At 56.7% G+C, this 13,691-nt stretch carries 12 protein-coding genes; 8 read left to right on the top strand and 4 right to left on the bottom strand.

The window, feature by feature from the left end:
* Position 1: 1 nt before the first annotated feature.
* The 6 genes from ACOTY9_RS07265 to ACOTY9_RS07240 all read left to right on the top strand — a co-directional run bounded on the left by ACOTY9_RS07265 (position 2) and on the right by ACOTY9_RS07240 (position 6,605).
* Positions 2–622, top strand: a complete 621-nt coding sequence (locus ACOTY9_RS07265; protein ID WP_014884808.1) for a YfgM family protein — start codon at positions 2–4, stop codon at positions 620–622.
* A gap of 10 nt (positions 623–632) precedes the next feature.
* Entirely contained in the window at positions 633–1,811 is a 1,179-nt protein-coding gene (gene bamB / locus ACOTY9_RS07260) for an outer membrane protein assembly factor BamB (protein WP_014884807.1), read from the top strand.
* Between the two features lie 112 nt (positions 1,812–1,923).
* On the top strand, positions 1,924–3,396 hold the full coding sequence (der, locus tag ACOTY9_RS07255) for a ribosome biogenesis GTPase Der (RefSeq protein ID WP_014884806.1): 1,473 nt from the start codon (positions 1,924–1,926) through the stop codon (positions 3,394–3,396).
* A 299-nt stretch (positions 3,397–3,695) separates the two neighbouring features.
* Positions 3,696–5,240 carry a peptide MFS transporter gene (locus tag ACOTY9_RS07250; RefSeq protein WP_023338665.1) on the top strand — a complete coding sequence of 515 codons (1,545 nt, stop codon included), beginning with the start codon at positions 3,696–3,698 and terminating at the stop codon, positions 5,238–5,240.
* Between the two features lie 58 nt (positions 5,241–5,298).
* Positions 5,299–6,333, top strand: coding sequence for an oxidoreductase (locus ACOTY9_RS07245; RefSeq protein ID WP_348565341.1), 1,035 nt, complete (start codon positions 5,299–5,301; stop codon positions 6,331–6,333).
* Between the two features lie 50 nt (positions 6,334–6,383).
* Positions 6,384–6,605, top strand: coding sequence for a zinc ribbon domain-containing protein (locus tag ACOTY9_RS07240; RefSeq protein ID WP_348565342.1), 222 nt, complete (start codon positions 6,384–6,386; stop codon positions 6,603–6,605).
* Here ACOTY9_RS07240 and ACOTY9_RS07235 read toward each other — a convergent pair.
* The 3 genes from ACOTY9_RS07235 to xseA are packed head-to-tail and all read right to left on the bottom strand — an operon-like array spanning position 6,602 to position 9,404.
* Positions 6,602–6,952, bottom strand: a complete 351-nt coding sequence (locus ACOTY9_RS07235) for a protealysin inhibitor emfourin (protein ID WP_014884802.1) — start codon at positions 6,950–6,952, stop codon at positions 6,602–6,604. The genes ACOTY9_RS07240 and ACOTY9_RS07235 overlap by 4 nt on opposite strands.
* Positions 6,953–7,972, bottom strand: a complete 1,020-nt coding sequence (locus tag ACOTY9_RS07230; protein WP_348565343.1) for a M4 family metallopeptidase — start codon at positions 7,970–7,972, stop codon at positions 6,953–6,955.
* Between the two features lie 58 nt (positions 7,973–8,030).
* Positions 8,031–9,404 (bottom strand): exodeoxyribonuclease VII large subunit, encoded by a 1,374-nt coding sequence (gene xseA, locus ACOTY9_RS07225; RefSeq protein WP_348565344.1) that lies wholly within the window; start codon positions 9,402–9,404, stop codon positions 8,031–8,033.
* Positions 9,405–9,563: 159 nt separating this feature from the next.
* Here xseA and guaB point away from each other — a divergent pair, with 159 nt between their 5' ends.
* Entirely contained in the window at positions 9,564–11,030 is a 1,467-nt protein-coding gene (gene guaB / locus ACOTY9_RS07220) for an IMP dehydrogenase (RefSeq protein WP_014884799.1), read from the top strand.
* Positions 11,031–11,099: 69 nt separating this feature from the next.
* Positions 11,100–12,677: a glutamine-hydrolyzing GMP synthase gene (gene guaA / locus ACOTY9_RS07215; RefSeq protein WP_006811514.1), complete on the top strand. Its 1,578-nt coding sequence runs from the start codon at positions 11,100–11,102 to the stop codon at positions 12,675–12,677.
* A 56-nt stretch (positions 12,678–12,733) separates the two neighbouring features.
* Here guaA and ACOTY9_RS07210 read toward each other — a convergent pair whose 3' ends face one another.
* On the bottom strand, positions 12,734–13,564 hold the full coding sequence (locus tag ACOTY9_RS07210; RefSeq protein WP_008502123.1) for a MurR/RpiR family transcriptional regulator: 831 nt from the start codon (positions 13,562–13,564) through the stop codon (positions 12,734–12,736).
* Positions 13,565–13,691: the final 127 nt, after the last annotated feature.

The following is a 13,691-nucleotide window of genomic DNA, read 5'->3' as shown; positions in this document are numbered from 1 at the left end:
CGTGGAAATTTACGAGAACGAACACGATCAGGTCGACGCGATTAAACGCTTCTTTGTTGAGAACGGCAAAGCGCTGGTTGTTGGGGTGATTTTAGGTGTGGGCGCGCTGATTGGCTGGCGTTACTGGAACAATCATCAGGCGGATACCGCGCGCGGCGCGTCTCTGACCTATGAAAATACCGTGAGTGCGATCCGTGCCGATCAGCCACAAACGCTGGTTGCGGCAGAGAAATTTGCTGCTGACAACAAAAACACCTACGGCGCGCTGGCTGCGCTGGAAGTGGCTCAGCAGTACGTTGATAAGAACGAACTGGATAAAGCTGTTGCTCAGTTGACTCAGGGTCTTGCTGCTGCCAGCGATGAAAACCTGAAAGCAGTGATTAATCTGCGCCTGGCACGTATTCAGGTTCAGCAGAAAAAAGCTGACGATGCGCTGAAAACGCTCGATACCGTTAAAGGCGAAGGTTTTGCTGCCATCGTTGCCGATCTGCGCGGTGAAGCGCTGCTGAGCAAAGGTGACAAAGCGGGCGCGCGTAAAGCGTGGCAAGCTGGCGTGGATAGCAAAGCTTCACCTGCGCTGAGCGAAATGATGCAGATGAAAATAAATAATTTGTCCGTCTGAGAGGGACCCGATGCAATTGCGTAAATTACTTCTGCCAGGACTGCTTTCTGTTACGTTATTGAGTGGTTGTTCACTGTTCAGTGGCGAAGAAGACGTTGTAAAAATGTCCCCACTGCCGACGGTTGAAAACCAGTTTACCCCTTCTACCGCGTGGGATGTCTCCGTTGGTAATGGTATTGGTGACTTTTATTCCAACCTTCATCCTGCCTTTGCGGACAGCGTTGTTTATGCCGCCGATCGTAAAGGTACCGTGAAAGCGGTCAATGCTGATGACGGAAAAGAAGTCTGGTCTGTTAACCTGGCGGAAAAAGATGGCTGGTTCTCCCGTAAACCTGCACTGCTGTCTGGCGGCCTGACGGTTGCCGGTGGTCATGTTTACGTGGGTAGCGAAAAGGCGCAGGTTTATGCCCTGAACACCAGCGACGGCTCCATTGCCTGGCAAACCACCGTGGCCGGTGAATCCCTGTCTCGCCCGGTCGTGAGCGACGGCCTGGTGCTGATTCATACCAGTAACGGCCAGCTGCAGGCGCTGAACGAAGCGGACGGTCTGGTGAAATGGACCGTTAACCTTGACATGCCTGCGCTCTCTCTGCGCGGTGAATCCGCGCCTGCTACCGCATTCGGTGCAGCAATTGTAGGCGGTGATAACGGTCGCGTGAGTGCCGTGCTGATGCAGCAGGGTCAGATGATATGGCAGCAGCGTATCTCTCAGGCTACAGGCTCAACGGAAATTGACCGTCTGAGCGACGTCGACACAACGCCGGTCATCGTAGACGGTGTGGTTTACGCGCTGGCCTATAACGGTAACCTCACCGCGCTGGATCTGCGCAGCGGCCAGATCATGTGGAAACGTGAACTGGGTTCTGTAAATGATTTCATCGTGGACGGTAACCGTATCTATATGGTTGACCAGAACGACCGTCTGCTGGCGCTGAGCACTGAAGGCGGCGTGACCCTGTGGACGCAAAGCGATCTGCTGCACCGTCTGCTGACCGCGCCAGCACTGTACAACGGCAGCCTGGTGGTAGGCGACAGCGAAGGGTATATGCACTGGATTGATCCGGATAACGGCCGCTTTGTTGCACAGCAAAAAGTCGACAGCTCTGGTTTCCTGACCGATCCGGTTGTGGCTGACGGCAAACTGCTGATTCAGGCAAAAGACGGTACGCTGTACGCGATCACGCGTTAATTACCCGGCGGTTGTAGTATACTAAACGGCTCCTGTTCACTCAGGAGCCGTTTTGACATTTTTAAAAACGCCGCGAATGCGACGTTTATTTGAATTTTATGAGGCTTCAAACATGGTACCTGTGGTCGCGCTTGTCGGGCGCCCTAACGTTGGAAAATCCACTCTTTTTAACCGTTTAACACGCACCCGTGATGCGCTGGTTGCGGATTTCCCGGGGCTGACGCGTGACCGTAAGTACGGTCGTGCAGAGGTGGAAGGACGCGAGTTCATCTGTATTGATACCGGTGGTATTGACGGTACAGAGGACGGCGTTGAAACCCGCATGGCGGAACAGTCATTGCTGGCGATTGAAGAAGCGGACGTGGTGCTGTTTATGGTGGATGCGCGCGCTGGCCTGATGCCGGCAGACTCCGCCATCGCCAAACACCTGCGCTCGCGTGAAAAGCCCACTTTCCTGGTGGCGAACAAAACTGACGGTATCGATGCCGATCAGGCCGTTGCGGACTTCTGGTCTTTAGGCCTGGGTGAAATCTACCCCATTGCGGCATCGCACGGTCGCGGCGTGACCAGCCTGCTGGAAACCGTTCTGCTGCCATGGGTTGATGAAGTTAACCCGCCGGAAGAGGTGGACGAAGACGCTGAATACTGGGCACAGTTTGAAGAGGGCGTTGAGGGCGAAGAAGAGCCTGAAGACGACTTCAATCCGCAGGATCTGCCAATCAAGCTGGCTATCGTGGGGCGTCCAAACGTAGGTAAGTCTACACTTACTAACCGTATTCTGGGTGAAGAGCGCGTGGTCGTTTACGACATGCCTGGGACCACGCGCGACAGCATCTACATCCCGATGCAGCGGGATGAACGTGAGTATGTCCTCATCGACACCGCCGGGGTACGTAAGCGCGGGAAAATCACCGATGTGGTGGAAAAATTCTCCGTTATCAAAACCCTGCAGGCGATTGAAGATGCCAACGTCGTTATGCTGGTCATTGATGCGCGTGAAGGAATCTCCGATCAGGATCTCTCTCTGCTCGGCTTTATCCTCAATAGTGGGCGCTCACTGGTTATCGTGGTCAACAAATGGGATGGCCTGAGCAATGAAGTGCGCGAGCAGGTGAAAGAGACCCTCGACTTCCGTCTGGGCTTTATCGACTTTGCGCGCGTGCACTTTATTTCTGCCCTGCACGGCAGCGGCGTAGGTAACCTGTTCGAATCCGTGCGTGAAGCCTATGACAGCTCCACCCGCCGTCAGAGCACCGCCATGCTGACCCGCATCATGAATATGGCTGCGGAAGACCATCAGCCGCCGCTGGTACGCGGTCGCCGCGTGAAGCTGAAATATGCTCACGCCGGGGGGTATAACCCGCCAATCGTGGTGATCCACGGCAACCAGGTGAAAGACCTGCCGGATTCCTACAAGCGCTATCTGATGAACTACTTCCGTAAATCGCTGGACGTGATGGGCACGCCTATCCGCATCCAGTTCAAGGAAGGGGAAAACCCGTTCGCTAACAAGCGCAACACCCTGACGCCGAACCAGATGCGTAAGCGTAAGCGCTTGATTAAGCACATTAAGAAAAGCAAATAAGCTTTGCTGAACTCACAAAAGCCCGCGCCTGTCGCGGGCTTTGTTTTGCCCAATCATACCGCCGGTTTTCTCTGTGTGAAGTCAATCACTATTCACTCCCAACCATCTTTAAATCTAGAAAAGTAGACAATCGTCGAATTTTCGTCTTAAAGTCCCGGGCCCGGTACTAGACAAAACTAGCATCTGGTTATCAAATGGTTAACTAACTTTTCGCCGCATGTAAAAAATCGGTCAGATACGTAACTGGCCGGCGTACTTGCTGGTGTTTACAAGCACGACACATACCTTTCGGGAGAATTATGCAATCCTCTGTTAATCAAAAAGAGAGCCGAACGTTCTTCGGCCATCCGTATCCGCTCGGTTCACTGTTTTTCACCGAGATGTGGGAGCGTTTCTCGTTTTACGGCATTCGTCCGTTACTGATCCTGTTTATGGCCGCCACCGTCTATGACGGCGGGATGGGCCTGGCCCGTGAAAACGCCTCGGCGATTGTCGGTATCTTTGCCGGGACCATGTACCTGGCCGCGCTGCCGGGGGGCTGGCTGGCGGATAACTGGCTTGGGCAGCAGAGAGCCGTCTGGTACGGTTCAATTCTGATTGCGCTCGGCCACCTGTCGATTGCGCTGTCGGCCATCATGGGTGACAACCTGTTCTTTATCGGCCTGATGTTCATCGTGCTCGGCTCTGGCCTGTTCAAGACCTGTATCTCGGTCATGGTGGGGACTCTGTATAAAAAAGGCGATGCGCGTCGTGACGGCGGTTTCTCGCTGTTCTATATGGGCATCAACATGGGCTCGTTCATTGCCCCGCTGATTTCCGGCTGGCTGATTAAAACCCACGGCTGGCACTGGGGCTTTGGTATTGGCGGCATCGGGATGCTGGTGGCGCTGATTATCTTCCGCGTGTTTGCGGTTCCGGCGATGAAACGCTACGACAGCGAAGTCGGTCTGGATTCCACCTGGAACAGTCCGGTAGTGAAGCGTAATGGCGTGGGCATCTGGCTGCTGGTGCTGGCGGCAGGGGTGGCAACGCTCGTGACGCTGATTGCGCAGGGCGTGATTGTGATTAACCCGGTCGCGGTAGCCAGTGTGCTGGTCTACGTGATTGCGGCGTCTGTTGCCCTCTACTTTATTTATCTGTTTGTTTTTGCTGGCCTGAACCGTAAAGAACGTGCCAGACTGCTGGTGTGCTTTATTCTGCTGGTCTCCGCGGCGTTCTTCTGGTCTGCGTTTGAGCAGAAGCCAACCTCGTTCAACCTGTTTGCCAACGACTACACTAACCGCATGATCGGTGATTTTGAAATCCCGGCGGTTTGGTTCCAGTCGATTAACGCGCTGTTCATCATCCTGCTGGCCCCGGTGTTCAGCTGGGCATGGCCGAAGCTCGCGACGAAGAACATCCGCCCAAGCAGTATCACCAAATTCGTGATCGGTATCCTGTGTGCGGCAGCGGGCTTTGGCCTGATGATGCTGGCGGCACAGAATGTACTGAGCAACAGTGGGGCGGGGGTGTCGCCGTTCTGGCTGGTGGGCAGTATCCTGATGCTGACGCTGGGTGAACTGTGCCTGAGCCCGATCGGTCTGGCGACCATGACCCTGCTGGCGCCGGAAAGAATGCGCGGCCAGATGATGGGTCTGTGGTTCTGCGCCAGTGCCTTGGGTAACCTGGCGGCGGGCCTGATCGGCGGCCACGTGAAGGCCGACCAGCTGGACATGCTGCCGGATCTCTTCGCCCGCTGCTCCATCGCGCTGTTGATTTGTGCCGCGGTGCTGATCGTCCTCATTGTTCCGGTGCGTCGTATGCTGGAAAATGCGCAAACGAAACCGGCAGCTAGCGCCTCATAAACCTCAGTGTGCCGGGGCTGGCGTTACGCCCCGGCACGTTATTCCCTGAGGTGAAAATATGCAGTTAGGATTTGTTGGTCTTGGTGCGGTAGTGGAGACAGCGTATCTGCCCGCATTGCGTAACCTGTATGGCCGCCCGGTTCGTTGTTTCGGGTTTGATGTTCTCCCGGCAAAGCACCCTGAAGGCGTGATGCGCTGCGCCTCGCTTGCGGAACTGCTTGCCACCCCGCTTGATACCCTGTTTATCACTACCGCATCGCTGCACCATCTTGAGGTGCTTGAGCAGGCAATCGCCTCACCGATCTCCCGGATTGTGATAGAAAAACCGATTGTCGCCACGCTTCCCCAAATAGATAAGCTTAATGCGCTGCTGGCCACGCCCGGTGCGGCATCCCGCGTGCTGGCGCTCGACCACTGGATGGCGCGCATCGAAACGGCGAAGCGCGCGCTGGTCGATCATTTTTCTGACGTCGTCAGAATTGAAGGCTTTTTGCAGGAGCCAAGCGGGTATAACGCTGTCGGCGAACCCATCGCGCTTAATTTCTCCACCGGTGAACCGGATACCAGAACGCTTCGTCACCCTGATGGCGTGATTCTGGATATCGGTACGCATGTGCTGGCTATGCTGCGTGAAACGATGTGCTTTCTGGGGGGCGATGAGGAGATGACGCTACAGGTCGTTGCCGCTAAAGACCGTCTGGGCCGCGCTATTGCAAAAGGAGACCTGACCACGGCGGAAGGTGAGGCGCATCTTCAGGGAAGCATCAGCGGCGTACCGGTGGACATCTGGCTTAACAAATACGCAGGACCTGCGGGCGGGCAAAAAGGCTTGCGTCTGCATTTGCGTGACGGGTGCACCATCAGTCACGACCGGCGCGGCGCGGAAGATGTGCTGGAGGTCATTGAGGGGGATGATATCCAGCGCTGGTCTCTCCCCGGCACAATCTACGAGCACTGTCTTGCGGGACATATTCTTGGCGATAAAAGTCTGTTTGAGCGGGATCCGCGGGAGGTGAGCCGTACCACGCGCCGTCGGATCGAGGAAGTTGCGCTGCTGCTGACCTTGCAGCAACAGTTGCGTGGTCCGCACTGAACGCAACGTGGTAAAATTACCCCAGACCTGAATGCTTTGAAGGAGTCACCATGACGATTACCTGCCCGGATTGCCAGGCAACGCTGGAGCCCCAGAATGGGGTGGCGCACTGCGAGAACTGTAACAAAGACATTGCGCTTGAAGCCCGTTGCCCGGAGTGCCATCAGCCGCTCCAGGTTTTAAAAGCCTGTGGCGCGGTGGATTATTTCTGCCAGAACGGCCACGGCTTAATCTCTAAAAAGCGCGTGGAGTTTGTTCCGGCAGAACGTTAATCACACACGCAGCCTTCGCCTTTCTGCCACAGTTCGACCAGCGACTCGGGCGCTTCCTGCTCGGGCACCAGCACGATGATATCGGCATAATGTGCCTGATTCTGCCCGGTCCAGATAATCTGGATGCGGAAATAGCGCTGGTCACCGCTGCCGGGTGACGTGGCTTGCCCGGGCGGCTGGCCGCGTGGAAACGCCTGCTCAAGGATGCTCACCAGGCGCTGGCGCTGGGCTTCATTGAGCGAGGACAGCGCGATGGTGCGCTGACCGCTCAGCTTAGGAATAAAAGCGACGCCGCCTTCCCGGGCCAGCTCAACTACGGCGTCATCCGTCAGTTCCGGAACCTGCATTTACAGCACTCCCACCTGTTCCCAGGCTTGTTTTATGGCCGCTCCGACGTCGCTACCGGAGCGCTTCTCTCCGTGCGCGATCGTCAGTTTTGCGAAGGCCTCAAAATCTGCATCCTGCGCCAGATTGCGATCGCAAACTGTGTCGTACCAGGCATAACCCGCTTTTTCCCATGCGTGACCGCCGATCGCCGTCGCGGCCAGATAAAACGCCCGGTTGGGGATGCCGGAGTTCAGATGCACGCCGCCGTTATCCTCGCGCGTTTTAATGAAATCTTTCATGTGCGCGGGCTGCGGATCTTTGCCGAGCAGCGGGTCATCGTAGGCGGTGCCGGGTTCAGACATCGAGCGCAGACCTTTGCCGTTAATTCCTGCGGCCAGCAGCCCTTCACCAATCAGCCAGTCTGCTTTATCGGCGGTTTGCTTCAGATGATACTGTTTCACCAGCGAGCCAAACACGTCAGAGAGAGACTCGTTTAGCGCGCCCGACTGTTCAAAATAGATCAGTCCGGCCTCGGTCTCGGTCACGCCGTGGCTCAGCTCGTGCGCCACCACGTCAATGGCAATCGTGAAGCGATTAAATATTTCCCCGTCGCCGTCGCCAAATACCATCTGCTGACCATTCCAGAAGGCGTTCTGATATTCCCGGCCGTAGTGAACGGTCCCGGTCAAAATAAGCCCTTTATTATCGAGTGAATCGCGCTGATATTGTTTCCAGAAGAAATCATGGGTAATCCCTAAATACGCGTAGGCTTCATCGACTGCGACATCGCCATTCGACGGCTGACCCTCATAACGCACCTGGGTACCCGGCAGTTCCTGGGTTTGCTTCGCATCGTAAATATCGCGCTCCAGCTGACCGGCTTTATTCACGTGCGGGGCGGCGGGCTTGCCCGGCATATGGGCCATTAACGTCTGTACGTGGGTTAAGGTCTGACGGGCGCAGCGCTGCTGCGGCTCGGAGCCCGTTTCGATAATACGACGCAGAATATAAGGGGGAATAACGCTATAAAGATGGGGCATGCAGCTCTCCTTATTAAAAAAGGGAATAGCTGCAGTATAGTAAGTAACCGGCGAAGAATTATCCGGTTTTGCGCTGACGCGTCTTTTTCACCGGTTTAATTGATTTCACTTCGCTTTCTACCCAGCCGTCAGACAGGCGGGTGGTCAGCACATCCCCGGCTTTGACCTGTTTGGTTTGTTTCAGCACTTTCCCGTCCGTCGCGGTGGTGACGCTATAGCCGCGCGCCAGCGTGGAGAGGGGGCTGACCGCTTCAAGATGGGTCACCGCATTGCCAAAACGTTCGCGGGTGGTACTCAGCCGGGCGCGGAGAGTCTCCGCCAGACGAAACTCCAGCTGCTGAATCCGCGTTTGCGCGCGGTAAATTTTCGGCTGCGGATTTTGCTGGTTAAGGCGCTGCGTCACGCGCTGCTGGCGCGAAACCGTGCGTTTCAGCTGAGTATCCAGCGCGACATTCATGCGCTGGCGCAGACGATCCAGCACCGTCTGCTGACGCGCCAGGCGCAGCTGCGGGTGCTGCTGCTGCAGACGATGATGAAGCTGGGTAAAGCGACGGGTACGGTTGGCGAGGAAGTAGTCCATCGCCATTTCAAGGCGCTGCTGGCCGTTCTGGATCTGACGCAGCAGCTCCAGCTGGTTACGACTCACCACTTCTGCCGCCGCGGAAGGCGTAGGCGCACGTAAATCCGCGACAAAATCGGCTATCGTCACGTCCGTTTCATGCCCGACGGCACTCACGACCGGGATAAGGCTGGCAAAGATTGCCCGCGCCACGCGCTCGTCGTTAAAGCTCCACAGGTCTTCCAGCGAGCCGCCTCCGCGACCGACGATGAGCACGTCACACTCCTGGCGCGCATTCGCCAGCGCAATGGCGCGCACAATCTGGCCCGGCGCATCGTCGCCCTGCACGGCGGTCGGGTAGATGATGACGGGCAGGGAAGGGTCGCGACGCTTGAGGACGTGCAAAATGTCATGCAGTGCCGCACCGGTTTTTGAGGTGATAACCCCAACGCAGTGGGCAGGAGAGGGCAGCGGTTTTTTAAGCTGCTGGTCGAAAAGCCCCTCGGCAGAAAGCGTTGCTTTTAACTGCTCATACTTCTGCTGCAACAGCCCTTCGCCCGCAGGCTGCATGCTCTCGACGATAATTTGATAATCACCGCGCGGTTCATACAGGGTAATATTGGCGCGAACCAGAACTTGCTGGCCGTGCTGCGGACGAAACGTCACGCGGCGGTTGCTGTTGCGGAACATCGCGCAGCGCACCTGGGCGGTGTCGTCTTTTAAGGTAAAGTACCAGTGGCCGGAAGAGGGCTGCGTGAAGTTAGAGATCTCACCGCTGATCCAGACCTGCCCCATTTCCTGCTCAAGCAGCAAACGCACCGTCTGATTCAGGCGGCTGACGGTATAAATTGAGGGGGATTGAGAGGATAACATGTGAGCGGGATCAAATTCTAAATCAGCAAGTTATTCAGTCGATAGTAACCTGCTGAGAGGCAATCGCAAGCATTTTTTTTAAAAAAGTGTAGATGCAATCGGTTACGCTCTGTATAATGCCACGGCAATATTTAACCACCCAGGTCAGAGATATTGCCCATGCTACGTATCGCTAAAGAAGCACTGACGTTTGACGACGTCCTCCTCGTTCCCGCTCATTCCACCGTTCTGCCGAATACTGCCGACCTCAGCACGCAGTTGACGAAAACCATTCGTCTGAACATTCCTATGCTCTCCGCGGCAATGGACACCGTGACTGAAGCGCGCCTGGCTATCGCCCTGGCACAGGAAGGCGGCATTGGCTTTATCCATAAAAACATGTCTATCGAGCGTCAGGCGGAAGAAGTTCGCCGCGTGAAGAAACATGAATCCGGCATTGTGTCTGACCCTCAGACCGTTCTGCCAACCACCACCCTGCACGAAGTGAAAGCCCTGACCGAACGTAACGGCTTCGCCGGTTACCCGGTTGTGACCGAAGATAACGAGCTGGTTGGCATCATCACCGGCCGTGACGTGCGCTTCGTGACTGACCTGAACCAGCCTGTCAGCGTCTACATGACGCCAAAAGAGCGTCTGGTGACCGTTCGCGAAGGTGAAACCCGCGACGTAGTGCTGGCGAAAATGCACGAAAAACGCGTTGAGAAAGCGCTGGTTGTGGATGCGAATTTCCATCTGCGCGGCATGATCACCGTGAAAGATTTCCAGAAAGCAGAACGTAAACCTAACGCCTGTAAAGACGAGCATGGCCGTCTGCGCGTCGGTGCAGCGGTGGGTGCCGGTGCCGGTAACGAAGAGCGTGTTGATGCGCTGGTGGCTGCGGGCGTTGACGTCCTGCTGATCGACTCCTCTCACGGCCACTCCGAAGGCGTTCTGCAGCGTATCCGTGACACCCGTGCTAAATACCCGGACCTGCAGATCATCGGCGGCAACGTGGCAACAGGCGCAGGCGCTCGTGCGCTGGCTGATGCCGGCTGCAGCGCGGTGAAAGTAGGTATCGGTCCAGGCTCTATCTGTACTACCCGTATCGTCACCGGCGTGGGCGTTCCGCAGATCACCGCGGTGTCTGACGCGGTTGAAGCGCTGGAAGGCACCGGTATTCCGGTTATCGCTGACGGCGGTATCCGCTTCTCTGGCGACATCGCGAAAGCCATCGCCGCGGGCGCTGCTGCCGTGATGGTGGGCTCCATGCTGGCCGGTACCGAAGAATCCCCGGGTGAAATCGAACTCTACCAGGGCCGTTCTTACAAATCCTATCGTGGGATGGGCTCCCTGGGCGCGATGTCCAAAGGTTCCTCTGACCGTTACTTCCAGACCGATAACGCCGCTGACAAACTGGTGCCGGAAGGTATCGAAGGCCGCGTTGCTTATAAAGGCCGTCTGAAAGAGATCATTCACCAGCAGATGGGCGGCCTGCGCTCCTGTATGGGTCTGACCGGCTGTGGTACCATTGACCTGCTGCGTACCAAAGCGGAATTCGTACGCATCAGCGGTGCGGGTATCCAGGAGAGCCACGTTCACGACGTGACGATCACCAAAGAGTCCCCGAACTATCGTCTGGGCTCCTGATTTTTCTTCGCCCGACCTCGTGTCGGGCGATTTATTTAATCTGTTTCACTTGCCTCGGAATTAGCGTCAATGACGGAAAACATTCATAAACATCGCATCCTCATCCTCGATTTTGGTTCTCAGTACACTCAGCTGGTGGCGCGTCGCGTACGTGAACTGGGCGTTTACTGCGAACTGTGGGCGTGGGATGTCACGGAAGCACAGATTCGCGAATTCAATCCAAGCGGCATCATCCTTTCCGGCGGCCCGGAAAGCACCACCGAAGAGAACAGCCCGCGCGCGCCGCAGTACGTGTTCGAAGCAGGCGTGCCGGTATTCGGCGTCTGCTACGGTATGCAGACCATGGCCATGCAGCTGGGCGGCCACGTAGAAGGCTCTAACGAGCGTGAGTTCGGCTATGCACAGGTTGAAGTCGTCACCGACAGCGCACTGGTGCGTGGTATCGAAGACTCCCTGACCGCTGACGGCAAACCGCTGCTGGACGTGTGGATGAGCCACGGCGACAAGGTCACCGCTATCCCGTCTGACTTCGTGACCGTTGCCAGCACCGAAAGCTGCCCATTCGCGATCATGGCGAACGAAGAAAAGCGCTTCTACGGCGTGCAGTTCCACCCGGAAGTGACCCACACCCGTCAGGGTATGCGCATGCTGGAGCGCTTCGTGCGCGACATCTGCCAGTGTGAAGCGCTGTGGACCCCGGCAAAAATCATCGACGACGCCGTGGAGCGTATCCGCCAGCAGGTTGGTGATGACAAAGTGATCCTCGGCCTCTCCGGCGGCGTCGACTCCTCCGTGACCGCGATGCTGCTGCACCGTGCCATCGGCAAAAACCTGACCTGCGTCTTCGTGGACAACGGTCTGCTGCGTCTGAACGAAGCCCAGCAGGTGATGGACATGTTCGGTGACCACTTCGGTCTGAACATCGTTCATGTGGAAGGCGAGCAGCGCTTCCTGGACGCGCTGAAAGGCGAGAACGATCCGGAAGCCAAGCGTAAAATCATCGGCCGCGTATTCGTGGAAGTGTTCGACGAAGAAGCGCTGAAGCTGGAAGACGTTAAATGGCTGGCACAGGGCACTATCTATCCTGACGTGATTGAATCAGCAGCTTCAGCAACCGGTAAAGCACACGTCATCAAATCTCACCACAACGTGGGCGGCCTGCCGAAAGAGATGAAGATGGGTCTGGTTGAACCGCTGCGCGAGCTGTTCAAAGATGAAGTACGCAAGATCGGTCTGGAACTGGGTCTGCCGTACGACATGCTCTACCGTCATCCGTTCCCGGGCCCGGGTCTCGGGGTGCGCGTACTGGGTGAAGTGAAGAAAGAGTACTGCGACCTGCTGCGTCGCGCAGACGCGATCTTCATCGAAGAGCTGCACAAAGCTGACCTTTACAACAAGGTAAGCCAGGCGTTCACCGTGTTCCTGCCGGTTCGCTCTGTCGGCGTGATGGGCGATGGCCGTAAGTACGACTGGGTTGTTTCCCTGCGTGCGGTAGAAACCATCGACTTCATGACCGCGCACTGGGCGCACCTGCCGTATGACTTCTTAGGCCGCGTGTCTAACCGCATCATCAACGAAGTGAACGGTATTTCCCGCGTGGTGTATGACATCAGCGGTAAGCCACCGGCTACGATTGAGTGGGAATGATTTCGCGCTGAATTAACACCAAAACCCTCTGCCTGCGCAGGGGGTTTTTTATTGCCTCACTTCCCTTCACCCAACCGATACGCCAGCGCCACCACCAGTGACTGCACCAGGCACAGCGTCGCCGACTGGGACCGAAACGCGTCCACCTGCGCCTCTTTCACCACAAAGCAGAGATCGCTGAACGTCGCCAGGGGGCTTATCTGGCTGTCCGTAATCACAATCTGCCGCGCGCCGACGCTGGCGGCGGTTTCGCTGACCATCACCGTCTCTTCCGCGTACGGCGAGAAGCTGATCGACACTACGATGTCGCGCGCCTTAATGCGGCTGATCTGCTCGCGCAGCATGCCACCCATACCGTCGAGCAGAATAGGGCGACACTCCAGGTGGCTCAGGGCATAGGTGAGGTAGGCCGCGACGCTAAAGGAGCGGCGCAGACCGGCGATGTAGATGGTGTCGGCGTCGGCCAGCAGCTGTACTGCGCGCTCCAGCATTTCCGGTTCGGCGCGGGCGGCCAGCTGCTGCAGCGCCTGGGCGTTTGAACGGGCGAACTCCTGCAGGATATCGAGCGGGGTTTCGGGCACGGCCTCGCTCTCCATTTCGCGGAACAGCCGGGCACGGTCGCTGTAGCTGGCGGTTTCCTCCACCAGGTTCATGCGAAACAGCTGTTTCATTTCGTTGAAGCCGGTGAAGTCAAAGGCGTTGGCGAAGCGGATCAGCGTCGAGGGCGGCACGTCGGCGCGCTCGGCAATCACGGCAACCGTATCAAAGGCCACGCTGTTCGTATTATCCAGCACATAGCGGGAGACCTGCTGCAGCCTCTTGCTCAGGCTATCGTAGCGATCGCGGATTTGCTGCTGCAGTTCGTTCAGGCTGGTTGCTGTCGTCATGTTATCCCCCAAATACAGTCCTGTGATTCTAAACGCAAAACCGCGTCTTTTAAATGTCGGCCATCCATCTGGCAGCAAAAATGAAACAGAAGCTTCAGTCATTCCCACGCCCGAAATGCCTTAATAG

The sequence above is a fragment of the Enterobacter cloacae complex sp. SHL012 genome, from assembly GCF_049237505.1.
Classification (GTDB): Bacteria; Pseudomonadota; Gammaproteobacteria; order Enterobacterales; family Enterobacteriaceae; genus Enterobacter; species Enterobacter kobei.
Note: the sequence above shows the minus strand (reverse complement) of the source record. Positions and strands in the feature narration are given on the sequence as shown.